Source organism: Mesorhizobium sp. M0571, assembly GCF_040320985.1.
Lineage (GTDB): Bacteria > Pseudomonadota > Alphaproteobacteria > Rhizobiales > Rhizobiaceae > Mesorhizobium.
On record NZ_JAMYQT010000002.1, the window covers coordinates 221,706 to 248,547 of the forward strand.

A 26,842-nucleotide genomic window follows, 5' to 3' on the forward strand; every position below is an offset into this window, starting at 1 on the left:
CAGAAAACGCGCGGGACCGGTTCTATAATTCTCATCGCGTAGATGAAATTACGATTGACCTTAAAACATTTTTGGAAGCAATCGATGAGGCAAAGGAGCGACTAAGGCTGCTTGATGTTCCGAGGTGAAAGAAACGTCGGATGTGCGCTGATCCTCCTCACCTCCGAAGGCTATGTGTTCTATAATAGTTGCCCGTCGGGCATTGCCGCGTTGGGGAATTACGGTGACAGTGCACTTTTTGTATGAGCAAATCGGCAAACGAGGCAGGCGGAGAAAGAAAAATAGCGCACTGTCACCGTAATCTTCAGCTTCGACACCTCGGAATTACGGTGACAGTGCACTTAATAACGTGTGTCTGTCTGTCGTGCCCATCGGGTGGGTGAGTTCTAAAACCCCGCCGGATCGCGAAACAACTCCGCATTGTCCAGCTTCGAGACCTCGATGACTGCTTGCGTGCGGCTGTAGACGTTGAGCTTGCGCAGGATTTCGGAGACGTGCGCCTTGACCGTGGTCTCGCCGACTTGCAGCTCGTAGGCGATCTGCTTGTTGAGCAGGCCCTGGCGCAGCATCTGCAGCACCTTGAGCTGCTGCGGCGTCAGCGTGGCCAGGCGCTGCACCATCTCGGCCCGGTCGGTGCTGTCGGCGTCAGGCGGCCGGCCTTCATAGGTCTCGGGAACATAGATTGCGCCTTCCATCACCGAGCGGATGGCGGCGGCAAGGTCGCTCTTGCGCGCCGATTTCGGGATGAAGCCAGCCGCGCCGTAGGACAGCGCCTCGGAAATGATCTTCGGTTCCTCATAGCCGGAGACGATGACCACCGGCAGGCGCGGATACCGCGTCCGGAGCTGCAGCAGCCCGTCAAAGCCATGCACGTCGGGCATGCTGAGATCGAGCAGCGCCAGGTCGAACGGCTTGGCATCCGCCAGAAATTCCAGCGCCTCGGCGATCGAGCGCGCCTCCACCGTGTCGACCTCCGGATAGGCCATCTGCACGGCGCTGTGCAGCGCCTCGCGAAACAGCGGATGGTCGTCGATGATCAGGAACCTGGCGCGATCGTTGACTGGGGTCATCAGCTTCGTTTCAGTCGGTCTGGTTTAGAATAGCCCGGGGAATAGCTTGGGGACCATGGCCGGCTTATTGCCAAATAGTACATTGCCATCTTGGCCGGCAGAAGCAAAATGTACCGGCGATGTCCGCGACGCAACGCGGCAGGCCTAGCCTTTGCGCGATGCAATGCCTTGCCCGACCGGCCAAATCGGTCGAATGTGCCGGCGACATATCCACTGAAACAGAGACAGTGCATGACAGGCTTCGTCCTACCCCTTCCCGCAACCCCGTCGGTGGCCGTCGCCGGCTCGCCGGAGCGTTTTGCGGTGCGCCGCATTTTCTGTGTCGGCCGTAACTACGCCGCCCATGCCCGCGAACTCGGCAATGACGAGCGCGACCCGCCCTTCTTCTTCACCAAGCCGGGCGATGCGGTAGTCGACTCGGGCACGACGATCCCCTACCCGCCGCTGACCAGAAACCTGCACCACGAAATCGAGCTGGTCGTCGCGATCGGCAAAGCCGGCTTTCGCATCCCGCGCGAGCGGGCGCTGGACCATGTCTGGGGCTACGGCGTCGGTGTCGACCTGACCCGCCGCGACCTTCAGGACGAGGCGAAGAAGGCGGCGCGGCCGTGGGACTGGTCGAAGGCTTTCGACCGTTCCGCGCCCTGCGGCCCGCTGGTCCCGGCGCAAACATCCGGCCATCCCGAAAAGGGCCGCATCTGGCTCGCCGTCGACGGCAAGATCAGGCAGGACGGCGACCTCGCCGAGCTGATCTGGCCGGTTGCCGACATCGTCTCGATCTGCAGCGAGGCCGTCGAGCTCAGGCCCGGAGACCTGATCTTCACCGGCACGCCGGCCGGCGTCGGCGCGGTCGGGCCGGGCGAAAAGATCACCGGCGGCGTCGACGGCATCGGCGAAATCGAGCTGACCATCGGCCGACCGAGCCCGTGACCCGATGAGCGACATCGTCCTCCACAATTACTACCGCTCCTCGACCTCTTACCGGGTGCGGATCGCGCTGGAGATGAAGAACCTCGCCTACGAATACGTGCCGCATCATTTGCGCCATGGCGAGCATCGGGAGCCCGCCTACCTCGCGGTCAATCCGCAAGGGCTGGTGCCGGCGCTGGTCCTGGGCGACGGCACGCTGCTGACGCAATCGCTGGCTATCATCGAATATCTCGATGAGACCAGGCCCGAGCCGCCGCTGCTGCCGAAGGATGCGCCAGGCCGCGCCCGCGTCAGGATGCTGGCGCAGATGATTGCCTGCGACATCCATCCGGTGAACAATCTGCGCGTGCTGACCTCGCTGCGTACGCTGTTCGGCGCCGGCGACCAGGATGTCGCCAACTGGTTGCGGCACTGGGTCAACGAAGGTTTCCAGCCGCTTGAAAAGATTCTGGATTCCGCGCCCGAGACAAAGACCTTTTGCCATGGCGACACGCCGGGGCTGGCCGACATCTGCCTGGTCGCACAGGTCACCAGCAATGCCCGCTTCGGCGTCGACATGACGCCCTATCCGACCATCTTGCGCATAAACGCCACCTGCATGGCGCTGCCGGCGTTCCAGAAGGCAGCACCTGAGAACCAGATCGATGCCGAATAGGCCGCAAATTGCATGAAGTCATGAGGAACTGCCGATGAAAGCCGTCGTCTTCGAAAAATTCGGCGAGGCGCCGACGATCCAGACCGTGCCGGATCCGACGCCGTCGCCGGAGGGCGTCGTCATCAAGGTCGAGGCGACCGGCCTCTGCCGCAGCGACTGGCATGGCTGGATGGGCCATGATGACGGCATCCGCCTGCCGCATGTGCCGGGCCACGAGCTTGCCGGCGTCGTTCAGGCGGCAGGAAAGCAGGTGACCCGCTGGAAGACCGGTGAGCGCGTCACCGTGCCGTTCGCCGTCGGCTGCGGCCGCTGCTTCGAATGCACCTCGGGCAACCACCAGGTCTGCGAGCACCAGTTCCAGCCCGGCTTCACTGCCTGGGGGTCGTTCGCCGAATACGTCGCTATCGACCATGCCGATACCAATCTTGTACGCTTGCCGGACGAGATGGAATTCGCCACCGCCGCCAGCCTCGGCTGCCGGTTCGTCACCTCGTTCCGCGCCATCGTCGACCAGGGCCGGGTGACGCCCGGCGAATGGGTGGCCGTGCATGGCTGCGGCGGCGTCGGCCTGTCGGCGATCATGATCGCCAGCACCATGGGCGCCAATGTCGTCGCAATCGACCTGACCGACGAGAAGCTGGACTTCGCCAAAAAGATCGGCGCGGTGGCGACGATCAACGCGGCAAAAACGCCGAACGTGGTCAAGGCGGTCAAGCAGATCACCAATGGCGGCGCGCATATGTCGATGGATGCGCTCGGCCATCCCAGTACCTCGTTCAACTCGATCGCGAACCTGCGCCGACGCGGCCGCCATGTGCAGGTCGGCCTGATGCTCGGCGAGCACGCCAGGCCGCAGATACCGATGGACAAGGTGATCGCCTTCGAGCTCGAGATCCGCGGCAGCCATGGCATGCAGGCGTTCCGCTACCAGGCGATGATGGAGATGATCCGCACCGGCAAGCTCAAGCCCGAACTGCTGGTCGGCAAGAAGATCAGCCTCGAGGAGGCGCCGGCCGCGCTGATGGCGATGGGCGGCTTCGAAGGCATCGGTATCGGCGTAGTGACCAGATTCTAGATCAACGCCCCCGTTCTGGATCAGCGAACCGACGCGCAGACCTCCCGGACGAAGGCTCGCAGCCAGCGTTGTGCCGGATCGGCATCGAGCCGCGGATGCCACAGCATCGAGATGGTGACCTCAGCAACAGCGACCGGCAACGGGAAACTGTGCATGCCTGCGCGCGCGCCTTGCGTGTGCCGCTCGGGGACGCTGGCGATCAGATCTGAGGCGCGCGCCATGGCGAGGGTGGCCGAGAAGCTGGAAACCATGCACACGATCGTCCGCTCGAGTCCCAGCCGCTTCAAGGCCTCGTCGATCGGGCCCCTTTCGCGGCCGCGCCGCGAAACGCTGATGTGGCGGCCAGCCGCATAGCGTTCCGGCGTCACAACGCCCTCGCTCAGCTCATGGCCCGTTCGCACTGCACCGATGAAGCGGTCGCGAAACAGCGCCTGAATACGCATTTCGGGGCTGGTTTCCCCGGCGACGCCGATTTCGAGGTCAACCGCCGCGTCGCGCAGCGACATGTCGTTCTTGTCGGATTTCGGCGCAAAACGCAGCCGCACGCCAGGCGCATCCGCTTCGACACGGGCGACGAGACGCGGCGCGAACTCCTCGACGAAGCTTTCATTGGCGCGCAGCGTGAAGACCCTGTCGAGAGCTGAGAGATCGAGGAGCCTGGCAGGACGCAGGAGCGCTTCAGCTTCCTGGACGACGCGGCCTGCCTGCTGCTGCAATTCCTGCGCGCGCGGTGTCGCAACCAGGCCACGGCCGGCCCGGACCAGCAACGGATCGCCTGTCGCTTCCCGCAACCGCGCCAGTGTCCGGCTCATCGCCGAGGGACTGAGGTGCAGCCGCGCGGCAGCACGCGCCACACTGCCTTCGCTCAGCAGCACATCGAGGGCGACAAGCAGATTGAGATCGGGTGACGACATAGAAGGACCATAGCACAGCTCAGCCGTGATGTGGCGTTTCATGCACGAATAAGATGCAAACGCTGCGCCTTCCGCCACATCAGGCGAGAGAATAGCGTCCGACAGCTCCGATTGGGGGCTTGCCGGCAGAGGAGTTCACCGTGGCGTCGACCGCTGAAAAGACCTGGGACGAAGTTGCCCCGGTGAGCGCACGCTCGACCCGATGGGCATTGGCAAGCCTGTCGCTTTCAACGCTGCTGTCGTCGCTCGCCACCAGCATCGCCAGCGTCGGGCTGCCATCGCTGATGCAGGCGTTCGGCGCATCGTTCCAGCTCGTCCAATGGGTCGTTCTTGCCTATCTGCTCGCCATCACCACCTTGATCGTCAGCGCCGGGCGGCTCGCCGATATATTCGGCCGCCGCCCGCTATTGCTCGGCGGCATTGCCCTGTTCACCTTCGCATCCGTGCTTTGCGGGCTCGCGCCGACGCTCTGGCTGCTGATCGCCGCACGGGCGGCACAGGGGCTCGGCGCGGCCGTCATGATGGCTCTGACGCTGGCCTTTGTCGCGGACACGGTTCCCCGGGGAAAAACCGGCAGCGCCATGGGCCTGCTCGGCGCCATGTCCGCGATCGGCACCACGCTTGGCCCCTCGCTCGGCGGGTTGCTGATCGCCGGTTTTGGCTGGCGCGCAATCTTCCTCGTCAATCTGCCGCTGGGAGCACTGGCCTTCGCGCTTGCCTATCGGGTGCTGCCGGGTGGAAAGATATCGAAACCGGATCGGCGCGGTTTCGACGGGGTCGGTACGGCTTTGCTCGCGCTGACGCTGGCCGCCTATGCCATGGCCATGACCCTTGGGCGAGGCAGTTTTGGCTCACTCAACATTGGCCTGCTGCTCGCCGCTGGAGTTGGTGGCCTGCTGTTCGTCATCGCGCAGACAAGGGCCGAGAACCCTTTGATCCGGCCTGCGAGGTTCCGCGACCACGCGTTGAACGCCAGCCTCGCGATGAGCCTGATCGTCGCCACCGTGATGATGGCGACGCTGGTGGTTGCCCCGTTCTATCTGTCGCGCGCGCTCGCGCTGGACGCCGCCATGGTCGGACTGGTCCTGTCGACCGGCCCTCTGGTTACCGCGTTGGCGGCGCTGCCGGCGGGGCGCCTGGTCGACCGGTTCGGAGCGCACCGGATAATGGTCGTCGGCCTGCTCGCTCTCGCCCTGGGTACCTTCATTCTGTCGCAGGCCAGGACGGAATTCGGCATTGCCGGCTATGTCGTTCCAATCATTATCGTCGCCACCGGCTACAGCCTGTTTCAGACCTCCAACAATTCGGCCGTGATGACCGGCGTAGCATCCGACCAGCGCGGCGTCGTCTCCGGCCTGCTCAATCTGTCGCGCAATCTCGGCCTCATCACCGGTGCGTCGGTGATGGGCGCGGTGTTTGCCTTCGCATCGGCTGCCGGGAGCGAAGGAACTGGCTTGGCCGTATTAGCACCTGCGGCAGCCGCACGAGGGATGCAGGTCACTTTCCAGGTGGCGACGGCCCTGGTAGTGGCGGCGCTGATCCTTGCGGTTATCTCGGCCCGCCGCGGCCAGCACGGTTAGCTGAGCCGCCAGCGACGAACTCCAGCATCAGTTCAACAGCCCTGAGCGCATGCGTCTCCAGAAGGAAATGGCCTGCGTCGAAGATGTGAGCCTCCATTCGGGGAAGATCCATTAGCCACGACTGAACCTCTGCAATGTCGAAGAAGGCATCGTGGCGACCCCAAAGAAGCATCGCTCGGGGTTGATGCTTCGCCAGATAATCAGCCACCTCCCCGAACCGGTCGACATATCGGCCGTAATCGGCAAGGAGCGCCTTCTGCAGATCAAGTCGTCCCGGCAGACACATGGCCCGCCAGTCTTCAATCCAACCACCTGGATTGATCTGCGCGGCGATCTCGGCAGGCAGGCCGGCGACGTACTGGTTGCGAGTCCCCTCAAGGGTCATATGGGCAGTGGCGGCCTGCTCGTTCGCAGCATTCGGTGCAGCCCAGAAGTCCAATGTGTCTGCCCATTGCGGGCCAAAGCCGGAGCGGTGGGCATTGGCATTCTGGACAATGAGGCCTTCGACGAGTTCCGGAGCGCGTATGGCGAGTTGAAGCGCTACCGGGGCTCCGAAATCATGCAAATAGAGGAACCTGCGGCCAACGTTGAGATGCGAGAGCAGCTCTTCAACCGAGCTGGACAGCGTGTCGAACGATGGCTCGGGCGGCAGATCGGACGCGCCGAAGCCCGGCAGGTCAGGCGCCACGACATAGACGCTGCCGGAAAGCGGGGCAATCACGTCGCGAAACGTCCGAGAGGAGCTAGGGAAGCCGTGCAGCAGGACGAGCGCGTGTTTGGAAGCGTCACCAGCCGTCCGGACGGCCACCTCGCCGCCCGAGGACAAGCGTATCTTCTGCACCCAAGACACCAAGGTTGTCCCTTTTTCCTCCACGCCAACGCAGGGCCACCCCGCTCCTTGCGTCACGCTGGCCGATTCGGCGTCTCAGAGACGTCGTTCCGCCAGGTCGGCAGCTCTGGGTATCAATTGGACGCGATTGTATCGAGTTCAAGAGTGCGCTGGCGCCATCCACTCTCGCTTCCTCAGTAATCGACGTCGTGTGTAGCCTGATCGGGATGTCGCGTCCTGCAGGTGGCGCCTATCTCGCATATCTTTTCGCACCGACCACGCAAAGCACGACGGCGGCGGTGACGGCGATCATGGCGGGACTGACCTGCTCATGCAGCAGCGTCGCTGCCAGCCCAAGCCCGAAGAAAGGCTGCAGCAGTTGCAACTGCCCGACCGCGGCGATGCCGCCCTGCGCCAGTCCCCGATACCAGAACACGAAACCAATCAGCATGCTGAACAGCGAAACATAGGCCAGGCCAATCCACGCGCCCCTGCCTGCACTTTCGAGCGACGGCGGCATGGTGATGAGCGTCAGGGCCAGCATGATCGGCAGCGACAGCACCAGCGCCCATGAGATCACCTGCCAGCCGCCGAGTTTGCGCGACAGCGTGGCTCCTTCCGCATAGCCCAATCCGCACACGATGATGGCGGCCAGCATCAGGACGTCGCCCAGCGGCGCGGCGGAAATACCTTGCGTCACCGCAAAACCCGCAACAAGGGCGCTGCCGAGGCACGAGAACAGCCAGAACGCCGGTCTTGGCCGATCGCCGCCTCGAATCACGCCGAAGATCGCGGTCGCCAGCGGCAACAGGCCGATGAAAATGATGGAGTGAGCCGACGTGATGTGCTTGAGCGCCAGCGCCGTCAGCAGCGGAAAGCCGACCACGACGCCAAGCGCCACGATGGCCAGCGAGAACAGATCTCGCCGCTCCGGGCGCTTCTGGCGAAAAACAAGCAGCAGCGCGAGGCCGAGGATGCCTGCCGAGGCAGCACGGGCGACGGTCACGAACACCGGATCGAAATCCATCACCGCTACGCGCGTCGCCGGAAGCGAGCCGCTGAAAATCAGCACGCCGATGAACCCATTGACCCAGCCACTCGCCGCCCAGCCACTCGCTGCCTTGTCCATCGATGCCCCGCTCGTTTTCGCCCTCTATCGGGCCGGGCGTATGGCTGCGCCAGAGACAATGAGGTACAGTTTGACAAAACCGTCATGGCAGGCTGAGCAGTACGGATGGACGAGCAGACGACGACAAGTGAGGGCAGCCGGACGCTTGTCGAAAGCGTCATGGCGACAATCAGGCACAGGATCGCCGCGCGCACCCTGACACCGGGAACGCGGCTGCCTTCGATCCGGGCTTTCGCCAAGGCCATGCAGGTTTCCAAATCCACCGTGGTCGAAGCCTATGAGCGTCTTGCGGCGGAAGGCATGATCCGCTCGCGGCCAGGCTCGGGTTTCTATGCTGCCGGACCGCTGGCTCCCCTGTCACTGGCCGAGATCGGCCCCAGGCTTGCCCGTGCTGTCGACCCGCTGTGGGTCTCGCGCCAATCGCTGGAAGCGGGCGACGGCGTCCTGAAACCGGGTTGCGGCTGGCTGCCGGCTTCATGGATGCCCGAGGCTGGTTTGCGCCGGGCACTGCGGACGCTGGCCCGCGCCGACGACACCGCGCTGACGGATTACGGCACGCCGCTCGGCTCGCCGGCGCTGCGTCACCTGCTGGCGCGGCGCATGGCCGAGCACGGTATCGAAGCCTCTCCGGACCAAATCATGCTGACGGAATCGGGTACCCAGGCGATCGACCTCTTGTGCCGGTTCCTGCTCGAACCGGGTGACACGGTGCTGGTCGACGATCCCTGCTATTTCAACTTCCACGCCCTGTTGCGCGCCCATCGGGCCAAGGTGATCGGCGTTCCCTACACACGGTCGGGGCCGGACATCGAGCTGTTCGCGCAGGCGCTGACCCAGCACCAACCGCGCCTCTACATCACCAATTCCGCGCTGCACAATCCGACCGGCGCAATATTGTCGCCGGTCGTCGCCCATCGGTTGCTGAAGCTCGCGGACCAGTCGGGGCTGACCATCATCGAGGATGATATCTTCGCCGATTTCGAACACACGCCCGCGCCCCGGCTGGCGGCGTTCGACGGTCTCAGCCGGGTCATCCACATCGGCAGCTTCTCCAAGACGCTTTCGGCATCGATGCGCTGCGGCTTCATCGCGGCTCCTAGCGACTGGATGGAAGGATTGACCGATCTCAAGATCGCCACATCCTTTGGCAGCGGGCGGCTTGCATCCGAACTGGTACTGGCGCTGCTGAAGGATGGCCTCTATCGCAAGCACGTGGACCTGCTGCGCGCGCGGCTCTCGCGCGCCATGGACGAAACCAGCACCCGCCTGAAGGCCATCGGCATCATGCCATGGATAGATCAGCCGGCCGGCATGTTTTTGTGGTGCAGGCTGCCAGAGGGGATAGATGCCGCGGATGTGGCCCGCCACGCTTTGTCGGCTAACGTCGTGCTTGCGCCCGGCAATGCGTTCAGCCTGTCCCGATCGGCCAGCCGTTTCATGCGCTTCAACGTCGCCCAGTCGGGAGATGACCGGATTTTCAGGGCGCTTGAACAGGCGATGTCGCGTTGATTGCGCTGTCGGCTGACCTGACGCGATGTTCTCAGAGACTGTTTCGAAATTCGCTCTGGCGAGTCATATGGTGGTGGTTTCGAGAATCGGAGCGCAGCGGACATTTGTGTCCGTGAGCACCGGAAGCGCAGAAAACGCCATCAGATGGCCGCCAGAGTAGAATTTCCAAACGGTCTCTCAGGCCCCTGCCCGCTTGCGGCGCGCATAAAGCATCACGAGCGTCTCGGCGGTCAGCGCCGGCTTCTGCTCGCCTTCGATCTCGACCGTATTGGCGGCCTTCATCAGATATTGGCCCGGGCCTTTGTCTTCCATCGACAGAAGCGTGGCGCGCAACCTGATTCGCGAGCCGACTCTGACCGGCGCCACGAAACGCACTTTGTCGAAACCGTAGTTGAAGGCGGCCTGCGTGTTTTCGGGTACAATGCCCATCTCGAGCGCCAGTGCGCCGATGATCGACAGGGTCAGATAGCCATGCGCGATCGTGGTGCGGAACGGGCTTTGCCGCTTCGCCCGCTCGGGATCGACATGGATCCATTGATGATCGCCCGTGCATTCGGCAAACTGGTCGATGCGGTGCTGATCGACCAACGTCCAGTCCGAGACGCCTAGCTCCTGCCCGGCCATGGCCCTGAGTTGCTCGAAGGTCGGCGGCGTCCTCGGCCGTATCTGCGTCATTCCTGCTTTCCCGATCGCTTGCCTGTTCCGGACCACGACCAGCCGCCCCTGTCAATTCGCCAATGCGATTCCGCGCCACAATCTTCGGCCATTGCGCGAGGCGTGTCTTCGCCGCCGGCAAACACCCTCCCCGGGACAGCTACTTCTTCTCCTGGCTGGCGCGGATCTCCTCCATCGCCTCCTTGATGCGGCTGCGCAGGATTTCGATCGATTCGGTGCCGGACGTTCTGACCAGTTCGGCCATCTCGCCGGCATTCTTCAATGCGGTCTCGAAGGATCTCCTGGCGAACGCCGCCTGCTTCTCCATCATTTCCTGGGGACTGCCCGGCGCCCTGTAGTTTTGTGCCATGTCGGTGATTTCGCGCAGCGTGTCCTGCAGCATCTCGCGTTGCCTGGACAACAGCGCCGACGCTCCGGCAGCACTCGCCCGGGCCGACTTCTCCAACGCCTCCAGGTTCTTGCGGTTGTGAGCGAGGATCGCCTCGACATCGACATTGGGCAGCTTCAGGTCGCGGCCGAACTTACCGAACATGTCGATGAAGGACTCGGAATCCGGTCGTTTTGCCATGCTGGTTCTCTCCCCCTCTTGCCGTGAATACCGCCACTACACGGAAGATAGTGCAGCGAAGCTCCACGGTCCATTCGGGCGAGTCAGCCGACAAGAAACAGCCGTTCAGCGGTGTAGAGCACGAGCCCGGCAAGGCCACCGATGATCATGCCGTTGAAGCGGATATATTGCAGGTCCTTGCCGATATTCATTTCGATCAGCCTTGTCAGTTGCACGAGGTCCCAGCGCTTGACCTGGTCGGCGATGAATTTCGACACGCCGCTCTTCTGGCTTTCGACGAAGGAGGACAGCGCCACGATGAACCCCTGGTTCATGTCGGCCCTGATCTGCGCGTCGTCGGCAAGATGGCGGCCGACCTCGACGAACATGGTGGCGAGATGATCGCGGATCATCGAATTCGGCGCCTTGGCGTCCTGCTCGATGAACAGCCGCAGGCTGTCCCACATATCGCCGGCCAGCGCCCTGAGCTCCGGCCGGGCGAGGAAATCGCGCTTCAGCTTCTCGGCCCGTCGGGCATATTGTTTGGACGTCCTCAGCCGCTCGACGAAGGTTCCGACGAAAAGGTCGAATTCGGCGCGCATTGGATGGTGCGGATCGGCGCGCACCTCGTCGAGCAGTGAGCCGGCGGACGCGACGATTTTCTTCAACAGATAGGCGTCGGCGCGAAACAGGTTGAACAGCGACGGCAGTTCCTCGCGGATTTTCTCGCGCATCGTCGCCAGCGCCTGCTCGTCGCTCAAGAACCGGCCGACGACCTTGGTGAACTCGTCGAACAGTTTTTGGTGACGGCGGTCGTCGGTCAGCGCCGACAGCAGCTCGGCTGCGAGCGGCGCCAGCGGCACCTTTTCGATCTGCTCCAGCATGCGGCTGGTGACGAAGCCGCGCAGCCCGGATTGCTCGACCGCCGCCAGCGTCTGCGGCACCAGCCGGCCGACGAAACGCGACAGATCGGCGGCGCGGTTCGGGTCGGCCAGCCAGTCCGCGACCAGCGCGGAAAAATCGACTTCGGCGAGCTTTTCGCGCACCGGCTCCGGTGCCAGGAAATTGACCTCGATGAAGCGGCCGAGATTGTCGGCGATACGGTTCTGGTTCTCCGGGATAATGGCCGTATGCGGGATCGGCAGGCCGAGCGGCCGCCTGAACAGTGCCACCACCGCATACCAGTCGGCCAGCCCGCCGATACTGGGCCCCCCCGCGCCGGCGGGCGCCCCCCCCCCCCCCCCCCGGGGGGGGGGGCGGGGCCCCCCCCCCCGGGTGGGGTGACGCGACCTCGACGAGAGCAACTCGAATACCGGAGTGGTCAGGTGAGTTCTGAAAAACCCCTTCGCATTGTCGTCGCCGGCCTCGGCAATATGGGCCGCAGCCACGCGCTGGCCTATCACACCAATCCGGGGTTCGAGATCGCGGCACTGGTCAACCGTTCAGACGTGCCGCTGCCGGAAGGACTTTCGACCTACGGCATCCGGCGTTCCTTCGACGAGGCGCTGCGCGATGAAAAACCCGATGTCGCCTGCATCGCCACCTATTCCGACAGCCATGCCGATTACGCGGTCAAGGCGTTCGAGGCAGGCTGCCATGTCTTTGTCGAAAAGCCGCTGGCGACCACGGTTGCGGATGCGAAACGCGTCGTCGCGGCAGCCAAGGCCAACGGCAAAAAACTGGTGATCGGCTACATCTTGCGCCATCACCCGTCCTGGATCCGGCTGATCGCCGAGGCGCGCAAGCTCGGCGGCCCTTACGTGTTCCGCATGAACCTCAACCAGCAATCCTCCGGACACACCTGGGAGACGCACAAGCAGCTGATGCAGACGACGTCGCCGATCGTCGATTGCGGCGTGCATTATCTTGACGTGATGCTGCAGATCACCGACGCCAGGCCGGTCGAGGTGCGCGGCATGGGGCTGAGGCTGACCGAGGAGATCGCGCCCTCGATGTACAATTATGGGCACCTGCAGGTGCTGTTCGACGACGGTTCGGTCGGCTGGTACGAGGCCGGCTGGGGGCCGATGATCTCGGAGACGGCCTTCTTCGTGAAGGACGTGATCTCGCCCAATGGCTGCGTGTCGATCGTCATGAAAGAGGGCGTCAGGTCCGACGACATCGACACCCACACCAAGACCTCGACCATCCGCCTGCACAGTGCGGCAACCGGCGCGGACGGCAAGTTCGCCAAGCCGGATGAGATGCTGTCGATGGAAGGCGAGCCCGGCCATCAGGACCTCTGCGATCTCGAACAGGCGTTTGTGCTGAAGGCGATCCGCGAGGATCTGGATCTCTCCCGCCACATGGACGACGCGGTGAAGTCGCTCGCCGTCTGCCTTGCCGCCGACGAGAGCGTGCGCAGTGGCGCCGCCGTCAAACTCTAAGCTAGGAACGATATTGTGGGCTCGCTGAACATCGAGAATGTCAAAAAGGCCTTCGGACCGGTCGAGGTGCTGAAGGGCATCAACCTCGAAGTGACGGATGGCGAATTCGTTGTCTTCGTCGGCCCATCCGGCTGCGGGAAATCAACGCTGCTGAGGGTCATTGCCGGGCTGGAGGACTCGACCTCAGGCCGTGTGGTGATCGACGGCGCGGACGTCTCGGCAACGCCGCCGGCCAAGCGCGGCATCGCCATGGTGTTCCAGACCTATGCGCTCTATCCGCATCTGACGGTGAAGAACAATATGGGCCTCGGCCTCAAGCAGGCCGGCACGCCGGCGGCCGAGATCGACCGCCGCATCGGCATCGCCTCCTCGATGCTTTCGCTGGAGCCCTACCTCTCGAGGCGGCCGGCCGAGCTCTCCGGCGGCCAGCGCCAGCGCGTCGCCATCGGCCGCGCCGTGGTGCGTGAGCCCAAGCTTTTTCTCTTCGACGAGCCGCTGTCGAACCTCGACGCCGCACTGCGCGTCAACACCAGGCTGGAGATCGCGCAGCTGCACCGCCGGCTGAAGGCGACGATGATCTATGTCACCCACGACCAGGTCGAGGCGATGACGCTGGCCGATAAGATCGTCGTGCTCAAAGCGGGAAAGATCGAGCAGATCGGCGGGCCGATGGAGTTGTACAATTCGCCGGCTAATGAGTTCGTCGCCGGCTTCATCGGCTCGCCAAAGATGAATTTCGTCGACGGCGCCAGGCTGGGCGAGACAGCCAAGACCATCGGCGTCCGTCCCGAACATCTGACGGTCGATCCCAAATCCGGTGCCTGGAAGGGCACGGTCGTCCATGCCGAGCATCTCGGCGCCGACACCAACCTTTATCTCGACTGCGAGAAGGCCGGGTTGATCACCGTGCGCATCTTCGGCGTCTACAACGCCGAACCGGGCGCCACGCTTTACGCGACGCCGGATCCGGCAAAGACCTATCGGTTCGGAGCGGATGGGAAGGTGCTGAAGTAGGATCGCGGCTTAGCGTAGGCAGGCGCTGCCCCTCACCCCTACCCTCTCCCCGTATAGAGACGGGGAGAGGGGGGCGTCAGCGCTGGAGCTTCGTCCTTCTCCCCGTCACTATACGGGGAGAAGATGCCGGCAGGCAGATGAGGGGCGGCGGAAACTTGCCAAAGTGAAGCGCCTACGCGTCCGCCTTGAACGTCTGCTTCTGTTGGCCGAGTCCCTCAATGCCGAGTTCCACGACGTCGCCGGGCTTCAGGAAGACCGGCGGCTTCATGCCGAGGCCGACGCCGGGCGGTGTGCCGGTGGAGATGATGTCGCCTGGATGCAGCGACATGAACTGGCTGAGATAGGAAACCAGATAGGCCACACCATAGACCATGGTCTTGGTCGAGCCGTTCTGCATTGTCTTGCCGTTGACCTTCAGCCACATCGGGATGTTCTGCGGGTCCTTCACCTCGTCCTTGGTCACCAGCCACGGGCCGATCGGCCCGAACGTGTCGCAGGACTTGCCCTTGGTCCACTGGCCCTGCCGCTCGGCCTGGAAGGCGCGCTCGGAAACGTCATGCGCGACGCAGTAGCCGGCGACATAGTCCAGCGCCTCGGCCTCGGTGACATATTTCGCGGTCTTGCCGATGACCACGCCGAGCTCGACTTCCCAGTCGGTCTTGGCCGAGCCGCGCGGGATCAGCACGTCGTCGTTCGGCCCGACAATGGCCGAGCTTGCCTTCATGAAGATGATCGGCTCCGGCGGCACGATGGCGCCGGTTTCGGCGGCATGGTCGGAATAGTTGAGGCCGATGCAGATGAATTTGCCGGTGCCGGCGACGCAGGCGCCGATGCGTGGCTTGCCGGAAACGGCGGGCAGCGATTTCGGATCGAGCTTCGACAATGTCTCAAGCGATGCCGGGTCGATCGCCTTGCCGGCAATGTCGGTGACATGGGCGGAGAGGTCGCGGATCGTTCCATCCGCATCGAGCAGGCCGGGGCGTTCGCTCCCCGCCTCGCCATAGCGCAGCAATTTCATAGAATTCCTCTCCTTGAATGAGATGAGCTTAGATCGACCAGCCACCGTCGATATTATAAGCCTGCCCCGACGTATAGGTGGCGCCGGCGAGATAGACGGCGAGGTCGGCGATTTCCTCGGGCGTACCGAGGCGGCCCATCGGCTGGCGCGCGATAAAGGCGGCGCGCGCTGCCTCGTAGTCGCCCTGCGCATGCATGCGGTCCTGCAGCGACGGACTTTCGACGGTGCCCGGGCAGATCGCATTGCAGCGTATGCCCTTGCCGACATAATCGGCGGCGACCGACTTGGTCAGGCCGATGACGGCTGCTTTGGTCAGCCCATAGACGAAGCGGTTCGGCACGCCCTTGGTCGAACTGGCCAGCGACGCCATGTTGATGATCGAGCCGTCGCCGCGCTCCAGCATGCCGGGCAGCACGGCGCGGATGGTGCGGATCATCGCGCGGACGTTGAGATCATAGGCAAAGTCGAGATCGCCGTCCTTCATCTCGAGGATCGAGCCGGAATGCACGAAGCCGGCACAGTTGAACAGCACGTCGACGGCGCCGATCTCGGCGAAGGCCGACGTCACGGCCTCGTCGTTCAGCACGTCGAGCTTGCTCGTCTTGATACCGGGCGTCTTGCGGAGGTCGGCGAGCACCACCTCGTTGATGTCGGTGGCATGGACGACCGCGCCTGCCTTGGCGAAAGCCAGCGCGCTCGCGCGGCCGATGCCTTGTGCCGCCGCCGTAACGACAACGACCTTGCCTGTCAGATCCGCCATGCTTGTCTCCTCTGTGGCCGCCGGTTTTTACCGGCATACGGCCAAGGCGCAATGTGCCAGACACGCCCTATGATGTCGCCTGTTTCGATATTCGCCTGCCGGCCAAATGTTTTTTCTCGGTAAAGAACATCTTTTGGCCCGTCAAGCCCGGACGTCCCTCCGGGACACTCAGTCGCCGTAGGGCACCCAGACGTTCTTGACCTCGATCGCTCGGCGCAGCAAGGCATCGCCGGCTGCTTCGCTCGACGCCCAGTCGAGGCTGTGGCCATTGCTGGTCCAGACGCGCTTGAGATTGCCGATGGACTCAGCCTCCGCCTTGGCGCAGGTGTCGGCATCGGCGAACACCCAGAGCCCGTCGACATCGTCATGCTTGGCCAGCACGCCGGTCAGCTCGGCGCTACGGCCCGTAACGATGTTGATGGCGCCCGCCGGCACGTCGGAATATTCGATGACCTGGTAGAGGTCGGTGGCAAGCAGCGGGTACCTTTCGGATGGCACCGCGACCACGGTGTTGCCCATGGCGAGAGCCGGTGCCACCAGCGAGATCAGGCCAAGCAAGGGCGCGTTATCCGCAGCGACGATGCCGACGACACCGACTGGCTCATGCAGCGCCAGCGTGACGACGCGAGCCGGCGGCTGATGGACGCGGCCCTCGAACTTGTCGGCCAGGCCGGCATACAGGAACAGCCGCTCGATCGACAGCTCGACCTCTTCACCCGCCGCCTTGGCGGTCGCGCCGGTGAGCTGGGTCAGCCGGGCGGCAAACTCGTCCGCGCGGCCGGAAAGATTTTCGGCCAGATAGTAGAGCACCTGGCTGCGGTTGTAGGCGGTCGCCTCCGGCCAGGCCTTGCAGGCACGCGCTGCCGCGACGGCGTCGCGGATATCCTTGCGGTTGCCAAGCCCCACTTCGCCGGCGAGCTTGCCCTTGGTGGTGGCGACGGCAATCGAATAATTGCCGTCCGGTCGGACCTGCTTGCCGCCGATGAACAGCTTCGCCGTGCGGTCGATGGCGTCGCCCTCGGAGCGCTCTACGGGCTGAGGTGTGGCCACAGCCAGCTTGATGACCGGGCCGAGCGGCAGCTTTGCCGAGAGATATTCGAACATTCCCTCGCGCCCGCCTTCGCGGCCGAAGCCGCTCTCGCGATAGCCGCCGAAGCCGCAGGCGGCGTCGAACATATTGGTGCCGTTGACCCAGACGACGCCGGCCTTCAATTGCGGCGCGACGTGGAGGGCAAGATTGACGTTCTCGCTCCATACAGAAGCGGCCAGGCCGTAGCGCGTGTTGTTGGCGAGCTCGATTGCTTCCTCGGTGTTGCGGAAGGTCATGGTCGCCAGCACCGGCCCGAACACCTCCTCCTGCGCCAGGATATTAGCCGGCGAAACGCCTGTTGCCAGCGTCGGCAGATGGTAATAGCCGGAGGAGGGCAGCGCCACGTCCGGCTGCCAGCAGACGGCGCCCTGCTTGGCGCCTTCGGCGACCAGCCCCTTGACGCGATCGAGCTGCGTCAAGTCGACCAGCGGGCCGATATCGGTGTTCTTGTCGAGCGGGTTGCCGACGCGCAGCCGGCTCATCCGTGTCTTCACCTTGGCGATAAAGGCATCGGCGATGCCTTCCTGCACCAGAAGGCGCGAGCCGGCGCAGCAGACCTGGCCCTGGTTGAACCAGATGCCGTCGACCAATCCCTCGACGGCGCTGTCGAGATCGGCATCCTCGAAGACGACGAAGGCCGATTTGCCACCGAGCTCAAGCGACAGTTTCTTGCCCGACCCGGCCGTGGCTTTGCGGATGATCTTGCCAACCTCGGACGAACCGGTGAAGGCGATCTTCTGGATGCCGGGATGTTTGACGATTGCCGCGCCTGCTTCCGGCCCGCCCTGGACGATGTTGACGACGCCCTTCCGCACACCGGCGCGCTCGCAGATGTCGGCGAACAGGATGGCGGTGAGCGGCGTGAACTCGGCCGGTTTCAGCACCACTGTGCAGCCTGCGGCGAGTGCCGGCGCAATCTTCCAGGCCAGCATCAGCAGCGGGAAATTCCAGGGGATGATCTGGCCGACGACGCCGACGCCCTTATGGCCTGGAAAATCCCTGCCCAGCGCCTGCGCCCAGCCGGCATGATGGATGAAATGACGGATCGCCAGCGGCACGTCGATGTCGCGGCTTTCGCGGATCGGCTTGCCGTTGTCGATCGATTCCAACACTGCGAACAGCCGCTGGTGGCGCTGCATGGCGCGGCCGATGGCGTAGAGCACTTTGGCTCGGCTGTAGCCGGAGCTGGCGCTCCATTTCGGCAACGCTTTTGCGGCGGCCGAAACCGCCGCGTCGATATCGGCAGCCCCGGCATCCGAGACCTTGGCCAGCAATTTGCCGGATGACGGATCGCTGGTGTCGAAGGTCTTGCCACCTGCGGCTGCCTTCCAGTCGCCGCCGATGAACAACGCTTTGCCGAAATCCCGCGCGGCGAGCCACGCATCGGCCTCGTTGCGGGCTTCCGGCGCCGGGCCATAGTCCATGGCGTGGTAGCGTTCGAGAATGTTCATGGAGCGCTCCCGAAAATCACGCCATCGCGTGGCGATGATTGGCCGAATAGTGGCCGGTCAGATGATGCTCGAGCTGGCGCTCGATGTCGGTCAGCAGGCTCGACGCTCCGAAGCGGAACAGCTTCGGCTCCAGCCACGGCCGGCCAAGCTCTTCCTTCATCAGCACCAGCCAGTCGAGCGAAGCCTTGGCGGTGGAAATACCGCCGGCCGGCTTGAAGCCGATGAGATAGCCGGTCTCTTCGAAATAGGCGCGGATGGCGCGCACCATGGCAAGGCCTACCGGCAGCGTCGCGTTGACGCTTTCCTTGCCGGTCGAGGTCTTGATGAAGTCGGCGCCCGCCATCATCGCCACCATCGAGGCGAGCATGACGTTGCGCAGCGTGGCGAGATCGCCGGTGCCGAGAATAACCTTCAGATGTGCCTCACCGCAGGCGGCGCGCATCGAGACGATCTCGTTATAGAGTTCCTGCCATTTCGCCCCGAAAACCAGGCCGCGCGGAATGACGACATCGATCTCGTCGGCGCCATCCCTCACCGAAGCCTCGATCTCCTGCAGGCGCGTCGACAGAGGCGCAAGGCCGTGCGGGAAGGCGGTTGAAACAGCGGCGACATGAATGCCGGTGCCGCGCAGCGCATCGACGGCAGTGGCGACGAAGGGGTGATAGACGCAGACCGCCGCCGGGCGGATCTTTTCTCCAGTAATGCCAAGCCCTTCGGCAATGTCGCGACGAAACGGATTGACCGCCTTGGCGCAGAGCCGGCGCACGCGCTCGTCGGTATCGTTCGAGTTCAGCGTCGTCAGGTCCATGCAGGCGACGGCGCGCAGCAGCCAGGCCGCCTGGTCGTCGGCCTTGATCGAGCGTCGTTTGGTCAGGCTGGCGACACGACGCTCCAGCGCCGAGCGGTTGACACTGCGCATCGACTCCATGAAGCCGAGATCGAGCCTCATTCCGGGATTGCGAGCAATGCCATGGGCTTGCGGGATTGGTGCATTGGCGGCGGCGCGCGCCGGCAGCGGCGTGATCTTGGACGCGCCGGCACCGAGATCGGTTTCGCGGATTGTGCTGCTCATCTCCTGCCCCTTGTTCAGCGACTTATGCCGAAGATAGACCGTGAAGCAGCGCTTCACGAGTCCTTCAAGCGGTCATAGCGGAAAAAGGCTGCAAAGACAGCTGCTTTTGACCATATGGTCAAAACCAAATCTAGGAAATCGGGCACCGAAGCGCCGCAGCTTTAGCCGACGAAGGCGCGCTCGACGACGAAGCTAGCCGGATGATGCAGCGAGCCTTCATGGAAGCCGAGGCTTTCAGCCAGCTCCTTGACGTCCTTCAGCATATGCATCGAGCCGCAGATCATGATGCGGTCGGTCTCGGGGTTGAGCTTGTCTATGTCGAGATCGTTATAGAATTTGCCCGAGCCGATCAGCGCGGTGATGCGGCCCATGCGCTCGGAGGTCTCGCGCGTCGTCGAATTGTAGAGCGTGACGCGGCCGCCGGTCAGCTCGCCGATCAGCGGATCGTTCTCCAGCGCCGCAACCAGTTCCTGGCCATAGGTGAGCTCGGCATTGTCGCGGCAGGTGTGGGTCAGGACCACCTGCTCGAATTTCTCATAGGTATCGGGATCGCGCAGCAGGCTGGCGAAGGGCGCAATGCCGGTGCCGGTCGAGATCATGAACAGGCGCTTGGCCGGGGTCAGCGCGTCGACCACCAGCGTGCCGGTCGACTTCTGCCGCATGATGACGGTGTCGCCGATCTGGATTTTTTGCAGCTCCGAGGTGAGCGGACCGTCCGGTACCTTGATCGAGAAGAATTCGAGTTCGTCGTCCCAGGACGGGCTGGCGATCGAATAGGCGCGGAACACCGGCTTCTCGGCGTTGGGCAGGCCGATCATGACGAACTCGCCGGAGCGGAAGCGCAGCGACTGCGGCCGCGTGATGCGAAACGAAAACAGCCGGTCGGTATAGTGCTTCACCGAAACCACGGTTTCGGCGTAGACATTAGCCGGTATGGGAAACTGCAGCGGTCGCGCGCCGGCGGTGTTGAACGCGGATGTGGTGTTCATCAAACCTAACCTTCTGGACCAGCTCAGCGCTGGCGCCAAATCTTCACCTGCGCGCCCGAACCGGTCAGGTTCCTGCGTGCCCTTGCACACTCCGAAGCGGTAAGCTCTTGTGTCCGGAATTTATTAGTATACAAACGATATTTGCGTCAAGACGCCGCCGTAAAACAGGTTTCCAAACTGAGGCATGTAAGCAGTTCGGGCATTTCGGGTTTCGACAATGGAACAGAATTTTTCGGCGCAAGCTCTGGATTCGGCGGGCAGCGTCGTCGCCGGCATCGATGTCGGCGGAACCTTTACCGACCTGCTTCTGATCGACGGCCGTGACGGTGGCAGGGTGCATATCGCCAAGACTCCGACCACGGTCGACAACCAGGCTTTCGGCGTCGTTTCGGCGCTTGGCGCCACCGGCTTTCCGGTCGACGGCATCGACCTCATCGTGCACGGCACGACGACCACCACCAACGCGGTGCTGGAGCGCCGGCTGGCGAAGACCGGCATGATCACCACGCGCGGCTTTCGCGACGTGATCGAGCTTGGCCGGCGGACACGGCCGCAGCCCTATAGCATGACGGGCACCTTCGTCCCGATCATTCCGCGCAATCTGCGGCTCGAAGTGTCGGAGCGGATAGAGGCCTCGGGCGCGGTGCGCATCCCGCTCGACGAGGCCGAGATGCGGGCAGCGATTTTACAGCTGATCGAGGCCGGCTGCGAATCCCTCGTCATTCATTTCCTGCATTCCTACGCCAACCCGGCGCATGAGCGGCGGGCGGCCGAGATCGCCGCCGAGCTTTGGCCGAACGGCTACATCACGTCAGGCCATGCGCTGCTGTCGGAAGCGCGCGAATTCGAGCGCGGCGTCACCGCTTCGGTCAACGCCTCGGTGCAGCCGATCCTCGAGCGCTATGTCGAGCGGCTGCGCAAGGAACTGGCGTCAAAAGGCTACGCCCGCGACTTCCTGATCATGAACGGCAATGGCGGCATGATCTCGGCCCGCTTTGTCACACGTGAATCGGCCAAGACCGTCATGTCCGGCCCCGCTTCCGGCGTCATTGCTGCCGCCTATACCGGCAAGCGCGCCGGCTTCGAAAACTTGGTCACCTACGACATGGGCGGCACCTCGACCGACGTGGCGCTGATCCGCGATGCCGAACCGGCGGTGTCGAACGAGATCGAGATCGAATATGCGATGCCGATTCACGTGCCGATGGTGGCGGTGCACACGGTCGGCGCCGGAGGCGGCTCGATCGCCCGCGTCGATGCGGCAGGCCTGATCCAGATCGGCCCGGAAAGTGCAGGCGCCAATCCCGGGCCGATCTGCTATGGGCGCGGCGGCAGCGAGCCGACCATCACCGACGCCAATCTGGTGCTCGGCCGGCTGGCGCCGAAAAAGCTGCTTGCTGTCGAAAACCCGGTCACCGTCAAACGTGTCACCGGCATATTCGAGGACAGGATCGGCCGCGCCACAGGGCTGTCCGGCGTCGAGGCGGCGGGAGCGGTGCTGCGGCTGGGCAATATGAAGATGGCCGGCGCTATCCGCATGGTCTCGGTGTCACGCGGCCACGATCCGCGCGATTTCACGTTGTTCGCCTTCGGCGGCGCCGGGCCGCTGCATGCGACGGCATTGGCGCGCGAACTCGGCCTGCCAAAAGTGCTGGTGCCGGCGCGGCCGGGCATCACCAATGCGCTCGGCTGCGTCGTCGCCGATCTCAGGCACGATTTCGTCAACACGGTCAACCAGCCGGTGGCCAATCTCGACGAAACCGAGCTTCACGCTATATTGGAACGGCACCGAAACGAAGGCGAGGAGCTTATCGGCAAGGAAGCGGTGAAGCCGGAAACGATCCGCATCACGCATTCCGCCGACATGCAGTTCGTCGGCCAGACGCATATCATCAACGTGTCGCTGCCGTCGTCCGCAGTGACACGCGAGGTACTGCAGCAACTGTTCGAGAGGGCCTATTTTGCCCGCTTCAAGGTCGAGCTGCCGGAAATCCGTGCCAATCTGGTCAACCTCAACACCTCGGTGACCGGCGTGCGGCCGGCGATCGATCTGTCGCGGCTGATCGACCCGGCTGGCCGGGCCAAAACGCTCGATGAGGCACGGCGCGAGATCCGGCCGGTCTGGTATGGCGGCCGCTGGCATGACACGCCCGTCTATGGCAGGGAAAAACTGCCGCTCGACGCCATCATCGAAGGGCCGGCGATCCTCGAACAGATGGACGCAACAACGGTGCTCGAGCCCGGTGACCGGGCGCGATCGGACGCCGACGGCAACATCATCATCGACATTGGTGAGGCCTGAGATGGAAAAGCTCGACGCCATCACACTTTCGGTCATTCAGGCGGCGCTGCAGCAGGTCTGCGACGAGATGGACCTGACGTTTTCGCGCGCCGCCTTCTCGCCTGTTATCGCCGAGGCCAATGACCGCTCCGACGGCATCTATTCGGCCGTCGACGGTTCGCTGATCGCGCAAGGCAGCCAGGGCCTGCCGGTGTTCGTCGGTGTCATGCAGTATTCGACAAAAACGGTGATCGAGATGATCGCCGACGGCCGCTGCCTGCCGCCGGAGCCCGGCGACATCTACATCGTCAACGACCCCTATCTCGGCGGCACGCATCTGATGGATGTGCGCTTCGCCATGCCGGTCTACAGGGACAGAAAAATTTTCTGCTGGCTGTCGAACACCGGCCATTGGCCCGACATTGGTGGCTCGGTGCCCGGTGGCTTCTCCGCCTCGGCTACGGCGGTCGAACAGGAAGGCCTGCGGCTGCCGCCGGTGAAACTGTTCAAGAAGGGCGTGCTCGATCGCGAGATCTACGCCATCATCTGCTCGAACATCCGCGTCGCCGACCAACGCATCGGCGACATCCGGGCGCAGGCGGCAGCACTGCTGATTGGCCAGGATCGGCTCAACGGTATCCTGGATCGTTACGGAGATGAAACGGTCATTGAGGCGATCGCCGAATTGCGCCGCCGCGCCGCCGAACAGATGCGCGCCAACATATCGGCCATTCCCGACGGCATCTATCGCTCGCAGGCCTTCGTCGATTCCGACGGGGTGGTGAACGAGCCGCTGACCATCGCGCTTGTGGTGGAGAAGCAGGGCGACACGCTGACCTTCGACTTCGCGGGTTCGTCAAAGCCTTGCGCCGGGCCGATGAACAGCGTGCTGGCGACGACCTTGTCCTCGGTCTATCTCGCCATGCGTCACATTTTCCCGGATGTGCCGATCAGTGCCGGCGCCTTCGAGCCGCTCATCGTCAAGCGACCGGAAGGCACCTTCCTAGACGCCAAATATCCGCGCCCGGTGTCGGGCTGCGCGGCCGAGGTTTCGCAGCGCATCGCCGAGGCGGTATTCGCGGCGATGGTGCAGGCGCTGCCGGACAGGGTGACGGCGGCTCCCGCCGGCTCCAGCGGCAATTTCGCGCTCGGCGGCAACGACCCGGCGCGCGGCCGCGATTACGTCATGTACCAGATCTCCGGCGGCGGCTATGGCGGCAATGCCGGTCACGACGGCCTGACCAATGGCTGCTCGACCATCGGCATTTCCAAATCGCCGCCGGTCGAGATCATGGAACAGGCCTTTCCGGTGCTCTATCGCCACTATGCCCTGCGCGAGGGCTCGGGTGGCGCGGGCAAGCATCGCGGCGGTTTCGGCCTCACTTATGAGGTCGAGATCCTGCGCGGCGACGCCCGCGCCTCCTTCGTCATGGACCATGGCCGCTTCGGCCCGCAGGGTGCCCTCGGCGGCAAGGACGGCGCGGTCAATACGGTGACTGTGTTCCGCGACGGCGAAGCCCATGTGCCGCCGCATCTCTCCAAGGAGCAGGACATCGCGCTGAAAGCCGGCGACCGCGTGCGCGTCGGCACGCCGGGCGGCGGCGGCTATGGCGATCCCTTGCAGCGTGACCCGGAATTGGTCGCTCAGGATATCAGGCTAGGATACTATACCGCCGAGCAAGCCAGGGACATGTTCGGGATCAAATGAATCCACAAGACAAATTCAAATGCCGTATCTGCGGCCTCGATCAGTCTCCTGATTTGCCGTGGGGCGAGAACGGACGAGAACCCAGCCATAATATATGTTCTTGTTGCGGTGTAGAGTTCGGCTACGCAGACGACGGCCTCGACAACTGTTTGTCAATTCGCCGGAATTGGGTCGAAGTTCGGCGATGCAAATGGTTCTCGCCAAACGACCGGCCGCCCGACTGGGATATGCCTGCTCAGATCAGAGGTATTCCGCTAGCCTATAAGCGCGCAGAGGATGAGCAACTGATCCAGCTATATCTCCAAGCTGGAGAGCCGCCTCTACAAGGCTTGGCGGCGCTGAGCGCGGTGGAGAAGCCGGACCGGCAGTGACAGTTTCACCGGGTGCTGGCATATCGCCCAAACAACCGCTGCGCACCGCTATGCCCGATGATCCAGCCTCGCGACCAGCCGGTCGCCGACCCATTGGATGCCGCAGACCAGGATGATCAGCACAATGACCACGGCGACCATGACGCTGGTCTCGAAGCGCTGGTAGCCATAGCGGATGGCGAGGTCGCCGAGCCCGCCGGCACCGATGGCACCTGCCATGGCCGAGGCGCCGATCAGCGTCACCAGCGTCACCGTGAAGCCGGCGACGATGCCGGGCAGCGCTTCCGGCACCAGCACTTCTCGGATGATCGTCCAGCGGTTGCCGCCCATGGCGCGCGCCGCCTCGATCAGCCCGTGGTCGACCTCGCGCAGCGACACTTCAGCGATGCGGGCATAGTAGGGCGTCGCCGCGATCGACAGCGGCACGATGGCAGCCCATGTGCCGATCGAGGTGCCGACGATCAGCCGCGTCACCGGAATCAGCGCGACCAAAAGGATGATGAACGGCACCGAGCGGAAGCCGTTGATCACAGCGCCGAGCGCACGGTTCACCCAGCGGTTTTCGGCAATGCCGCCACGGTCGGTGGCGACCAGCGCCAGGCCGAGCGGCAGCCCGAAAACCAGCGAGATGAGGCCGGAAGCGGCCGTCATCAGGATGGTTTCCCAGATCGAACGAAGCAGGAGCTCAAACAGAACCGTCGACATGGCCAAGCACCTCCACCCGCGCATTGTGGGCTTTCAAGAACGCGATCACCTGTGCCAGATGATGTTCATCGCTGCCCGCGACCGCTACGAACAGCGTCCCGACAGGCTGCTGCTGGACGTGATCGATGCCGCCGTGCACGAGGCGGAACGAGCCGGAAACCGCTGCGGCAAGGTCGGACAAAAGCGGGCCGCGCGCGGCGTCGCCCGCCACGTCGATCCTGAGGATAGCCTCGCCGCCCGTGTTCTGCGTTAGCCGGCTTGCGATCTCCGCCGGCAATCGCGGTCGGATGCCGCCGAGCAGGCTTTGTGTTATCTCCGACTTCGGATCGGCAAACACCGACCACACCGGCCCTTGCTCGACGATCCGTCCCGCGTCGATCACCGCGACGCGATCGGCGATAGAACGGATCACCTCCATCTCATGGGTGATGAGAAGGATGGTCAGGCCGAGCTGCCGGTTGATGTCCCTGAGCAAGGCAAGGATGGAGCGCGTCGTCTCCGGGTCCAACGCCGAGGTCGCTTCGTCCGACAGCAGCAGCGCCGGGCGTGCCGCAAGCGCACGGGCAATGCCGACGCGCTGTTTCTGTCCGCCCGACAGTGACGCCGGATAGGCTTTCGCCTTCTCCGACAGGCCCACGAGCTCGAGCAGTTCGGCCGCGCGCGCCAGGCGTTCGGCCTTGGGCCGGCCTTCGATCTTGAGCGGCAGCGCTACATTGTCTTCGACCGTCTTGGCGGACAGCAGGTTGAAATGCTGGAAGATCATGCCGATCCGCCGGCGCAGCGGCTGCAATTCGCGCTCGCCGAGCCGGCTGATCTCGCTGCCTTCGATGAAAACCTGTCCTGAATCCGCACGTTCCAGCCCATTGAGGCAACGGATCAGCGTCGATTTGCCGGCGCCGCTTCGGCCGATAATGCCGAGGATCTCGCCCTTGCGCACGCTGAGCGACACGCCATCGAGCGCCGCTGTCGCGCCGAAACGCCGCTTCAGCTCGATGAGGCGCACAACATAGTCCGATCCCGCGGAACGGCTCTCGACGGGATGCACGACTTCGGTGACCGAGGCGAAATGCTGGTTCATGAAAG

General features: G+C 63.8%; 22 protein-coding genes and 1 pseudogene. 9 read left to right on the plus strand and 14 right to left on the minus strand.

What is annotated here, in order from left to right; genetic code table 11:
* Positions 1 to 386: 386 nt before the first annotated feature.
* Positions 387 to 1,070: a response regulator gene (locus NKI85_RS03565; RefSeq protein WP_352776048.1), complete on the minus strand. Its 684-nt coding sequence runs from the start codon at positions 1,068 to 1,070 to the stop codon at positions 387 to 389.
* Positions 1,071 to 1,301: 231 nt separating this feature from the next.
* Between NKI85_RS03565 and NKI85_RS03570 the strand changes: the two genes are divergently transcribed.
* From NKI85_RS03570 to NKI85_RS03580, 3 genes are read left to right on the plus strand one after another with little or no spacing between them, the layout of a single operon-like run.
* The gene (locus tag NKI85_RS03570; RefSeq protein WP_352776050.1) at positions 1,302 to 2,000 is read left to right on the plus strand and encodes a fumarylacetoacetate hydrolase family protein; all 699 of its coding nucleotides are present in this window, start codon (positions 1,302 to 1,304) and stop codon (positions 1,998 to 2,000) included.
* A 4-nt stretch (positions 2,001 to 2,004) separates the two neighbouring features.
* On the plus strand, positions 2,005 to 2,655 hold the full coding sequence (gene maiA / locus NKI85_RS03575) for a maleylacetoacetate isomerase (protein WP_352776052.1): 651 nt from the start codon (positions 2,005 to 2,007) through the stop codon (positions 2,653 to 2,655).
* Between the two features lie 34 nt (positions 2,656 to 2,689).
* Positions 2,690 to 3,730: a zinc-dependent alcohol dehydrogenase family protein gene (locus NKI85_RS03580; protein ID WP_352776054.1), complete on the plus strand. Its 1,041-nt coding sequence runs from the start codon at positions 2,690 to 2,692 to the stop codon at positions 3,728 to 3,730.
* A gap of 20 nt (positions 3,731 to 3,750) precedes the next feature.
* Here NKI85_RS03580 and NKI85_RS03585 read toward each other — a convergent pair whose 3' ends face one another.
* Entirely contained in the window at positions 3,751 to 4,644 is an 894-nt protein-coding gene (locus tag NKI85_RS03585; RefSeq protein WP_352776236.1) for a LysR family transcriptional regulator, read from the minus strand.
* A gap of 140 nt (positions 4,645 to 4,784) precedes the next feature.
* Between NKI85_RS03585 and NKI85_RS03590 the strand changes: the two genes are divergently transcribed.
* The gene (locus NKI85_RS03590; protein WP_502895996.1) at positions 4,785 to 6,224 is read left to right on the plus strand and encodes an MFS transporter; all 1,440 of its coding nucleotides are present in this window, start codon (positions 4,785 to 4,787) and stop codon (positions 6,222 to 6,224) included.
* Here NKI85_RS03590 and NKI85_RS03595 read toward each other — a convergent pair.
* Both NKI85_RS03595 and NKI85_RS03600 read right to left on the minus strand, forming a co-directional pair.
* Entirely contained in the window at positions 6,193 to 7,050 is an 858-nt protein-coding gene (locus NKI85_RS03595) for an alpha/beta fold hydrolase (RefSeq protein WP_352776055.1), read from the minus strand. The two genes, NKI85_RS03590 and NKI85_RS03595, sit on opposite strands and share 32 nt — an antisense overlap.
* A gap of 253 nt (positions 7,051 to 7,303) precedes the next feature.
* Positions 7,304 to 8,182: a DMT family transporter gene (locus tag NKI85_RS03600; RefSeq protein ID WP_352776057.1), complete on the minus strand. Its 879-nt coding sequence runs from the start codon at positions 8,180 to 8,182 to the stop codon at positions 7,304 to 7,306.
* Positions 8,183 to 8,287: 105 nt separating this feature from the next.
* Between NKI85_RS03600 and NKI85_RS03605 the strand changes: the two genes are divergently transcribed.
* A complete protein-coding gene (locus NKI85_RS03605) occupies positions 8,288 to 9,691 on the plus strand; it encodes an aminotransferase-like domain-containing protein (protein ID WP_352776058.1) in 1,404 nt (467 codons plus the stop codon).
* A 177-nt stretch (positions 9,692 to 9,868) separates the two neighbouring features.
* On the opposite strand, the gene NKI85_RS03610 is transcribed toward NKI85_RS03605, so the two are convergent.
* From NKI85_RS03610 to NKI85_RS03620, 3 genes and pseudogenes are all read right to left on the minus strand, one after another.
* Positions 9,869 to 10,366, minus strand: a complete 498-nt coding sequence (locus NKI85_RS03610; RefSeq protein WP_352526185.1) for a MaoC family dehydratase — start codon at positions 10,364 to 10,366, stop codon at positions 9,869 to 9,871.
* Positions 10,367 to 10,505: 139 nt separating this feature from the next.
* On the minus strand, positions 10,506 to 10,934 hold the full coding sequence (locus tag NKI85_RS03615) for a phasin family protein (protein WP_352776061.1): 429 nt from the start codon (positions 10,932 to 10,934) through the stop codon (positions 10,506 to 10,508).
* An 83-nt stretch (positions 10,935 to 11,017) separates the two neighbouring features.
* Positions 11,018 to 12,121, minus strand: a pseudogene (locus NKI85_RS03620) (DUF445 domain-containing protein); the annotation flags it as partial.
* A gap of 117 nt (positions 12,122 to 12,238) precedes the next feature.
* On the opposite strand from NKI85_RS03620, the gene NKI85_RS03625 reads away from it, so the two are divergent.
* Complete coding sequence (locus tag NKI85_RS03625) at positions 12,239 to 13,300, plus strand: Gfo/Idh/MocA family protein (protein WP_352776063.1); 1,062 nt, start codon at positions 12,239 to 12,241, stop codon at positions 13,298 to 13,300.
* A gap of 15 nt (positions 13,301 to 13,315) precedes the next feature.
* A complete protein-coding gene (locus tag NKI85_RS03630) occupies positions 13,316 to 14,314 on the plus strand; it encodes an ABC transporter ATP-binding protein (protein WP_352776065.1) in 999 nt (332 codons plus the stop codon).
* A gap of 172 nt (positions 14,315 to 14,486) precedes the next feature.
* Here the strand turns inward: NKI85_RS03630 and NKI85_RS03635 are convergent, their stop codons facing one another.
* The 5 genes from NKI85_RS03635 to NKI85_RS03655 all read right to left on the minus strand — a co-directional run bounded on the left by NKI85_RS03635 (position 14,487) and on the right by NKI85_RS03655 (position 20,694).
* A complete protein-coding gene (locus NKI85_RS03635; protein WP_352776067.1) occupies positions 14,487 to 15,332 on the minus strand; it encodes a fumarylacetoacetate hydrolase family protein in 846 nt (281 codons plus the stop codon).
* A gap of 28 nt (positions 15,333 to 15,360) precedes the next feature.
* Complete coding sequence (locus NKI85_RS03640) at positions 15,361 to 16,092, minus strand: SDR family oxidoreductase (RefSeq protein ID WP_352776068.1); 732 nt, start codon at positions 16,090 to 16,092, stop codon at positions 15,361 to 15,363.
* A 168-nt stretch (positions 16,093 to 16,260) separates the two neighbouring features.
* Complete coding sequence (locus NKI85_RS03645; protein WP_352776070.1) at positions 16,261 to 18,633, minus strand: aldehyde dehydrogenase family protein; 2,373 nt, start codon at positions 18,631 to 18,633, stop codon at positions 16,261 to 16,263.
* A gap of 16 nt (positions 18,634 to 18,649) precedes the next feature.
* The gene (deoC, locus tag NKI85_RS03650) at positions 18,650 to 19,705 is read right to left on the minus strand and encodes a deoxyribose-phosphate aldolase (protein WP_352776072.1); all 1,056 of its coding nucleotides are present in this window, start codon (positions 19,703 to 19,705) and stop codon (positions 18,650 to 18,652) included.
* Positions 19,706 to 19,866: 161 nt separating this feature from the next.
* Entirely contained in the window at positions 19,867 to 20,694 is an 828-nt protein-coding gene (locus NKI85_RS03655) for a ferredoxin--NADP reductase (protein WP_352527641.1), read from the minus strand.
* A gap of 217 nt (positions 20,695 to 20,911) precedes the next feature.
* Between NKI85_RS03655 and NKI85_RS03660 the strand changes: the two genes are divergently transcribed.
* Both NKI85_RS03660 and NKI85_RS03665 read left to right on the plus strand, forming a co-directional pair.
* Positions 20,912 to 22,996, plus strand: coding sequence for a hydantoinase/oxoprolinase family protein (locus NKI85_RS03660; protein WP_352527643.1), 2,085 nt, complete (start codon positions 20,912 to 20,914; stop codon positions 22,994 to 22,996).
* Position 22,997: 1 nt separating this feature from the next.
* Entirely contained in the window at positions 22,998 to 24,683 is a 1,686-nt protein-coding gene (locus NKI85_RS03665; protein ID WP_352527645.1) for a hydantoinase B/oxoprolinase family protein, read from the plus strand.
* Positions 24,684 to 25,102: 419 nt separating this feature from the next.
* On the opposite strand, the gene NKI85_RS03670 is transcribed toward NKI85_RS03665, so the two are convergent.
* Both NKI85_RS03670 and NKI85_RS03675 read right to left on the minus strand, forming a co-directional pair.
* Positions 25,103 to 25,759, minus strand: coding sequence for a methionine ABC transporter permease (locus tag NKI85_RS03670; protein ID WP_352527647.1), 657 nt, complete (start codon positions 25,757 to 25,759; stop codon positions 25,103 to 25,105).
* On the minus strand, positions 25,740 to 26,837 hold the full coding sequence (locus NKI85_RS03675) for a methionine ABC transporter ATP-binding protein (protein ID WP_352527649.1): 1,098 nt from the start codon (positions 26,835 to 26,837) through the stop codon (positions 25,740 to 25,742). The genes NKI85_RS03670 and NKI85_RS03675 overlap by 20 nt, the downstream gene beginning before the upstream one ends.
* Positions 26,838 to 26,842: the final 5 nt, after the last annotated feature.

Bases quoted from the DNA above. Each gene is read 5' to 3' on its own strand.
- NKI85_RS03565 (WP_352776048.1), bottom strand. From the start codon at position 1,070: ATGACCCCAGTCAACGATCGCGCCAGGTTCCTGATCATCGACGACCAT.
- NKI85_RS03570 (WP_352776050.1), top strand. From the start codon at position 1,302: ATGACAGGCTTCGTCCTACCCCTTCCCGCAACCCCGTCGGTGGCCGTC.
- maiA (WP_352776052.1), top strand. From the start codon at position 2,005: ATGAGCGACATCGTCCTCCACAATTACTACCGCTCCTCGACCTCTTAC.
- NKI85_RS03580 (WP_352776054.1), top strand. From the start codon at position 2,690: ATGAAAGCCGTCGTCTTCGAAAAATTCGGCGAGGCGCCGACGATCCAG.
- NKI85_RS03585 (WP_352776236.1), bottom strand. From the start codon at position 4,644: ATGTCGTCACCCGATCTCAATCTGCTTGTCGCCCTCGATGTGCTGCTG.
- NKI85_RS03600 (WP_352776057.1), bottom strand. From the start codon at position 8,182: ATGGACAAGGCAGCGAGTGGCTGGGCGGCGAGTGGCTGGGTCAATGGG.
- NKI85_RS03605 (WP_352776058.1), top strand. From the start codon at position 8,288: ATGGACGAGCAGACGACGACAAGTGAGGGCAGCCGGACGCTTGTCGAA.
- NKI85_RS03610 (WP_352526185.1), bottom strand. From the start codon at position 10,366: ATGACGCAGATACGGCCGAGGACGCCGCCGACCTTCGAGCAACTCAGG.
- NKI85_RS03615 (WP_352776061.1), bottom strand. From the start codon at position 10,934: ATGGCAAAACGACCGGATTCCGAGTCCTTCATCGACATGTTCGGTAAG.
- NKI85_RS03635 (WP_352776067.1), bottom strand. From the start codon at position 15,332: ATGAAATTGCTGCGCTATGGCGAGGCGGGGAGCGAACGCCCCGGCCTG.
- NKI85_RS03640 (WP_352776068.1), bottom strand. From the start codon at position 16,092: ATGGCGGATCTGACAGGCAAGGTCGTTGTCGTTACGGCGGCGGCACAA.
- NKI85_RS03645 (WP_352776070.1), bottom strand. From the start codon at position 18,633: ATGAACATTCTCGAACGCTACCACGCCATGGACTATGGCCCGGCGCCG.
- deoC (WP_352776072.1), bottom strand. From the start codon at position 19,705: ATGAGCAGCACAATCCGCGAAACCGATCTCGGTGCCGGCGCGTCCAAG.
- NKI85_RS03655 (WP_352527641.1), bottom strand. From the start codon at position 20,694: ATGAACACCACATCCGCGTTCAACACCGCCGGCGCGCGACCGCTGCAG.
- NKI85_RS03660 (WP_352527643.1), top strand. From the start codon at position 20,912: ATGGAACAGAATTTTTCGGCGCAAGCTCTGGATTCGGCGGGCAGCGTC.
- NKI85_RS03665 (WP_352527645.1), top strand. From the start codon at position 22,998: ATGGAAAAGCTCGACGCCATCACACTTTCGGTCATTCAGGCGGCGCTG.
- NKI85_RS03670 (WP_352527647.1), bottom strand. From the start codon at position 25,759: ATGTCGACGGTTCTGTTTGAGCTCCTGCTTCGTTCGATCTGGGAAACC.
- NKI85_RS03675 (WP_352527649.1), bottom strand. From the start codon at position 26,837: ATGAACCAGCATTTCGCCTCGGTCACCGAAGTCGTGCATCCCGTCGAG.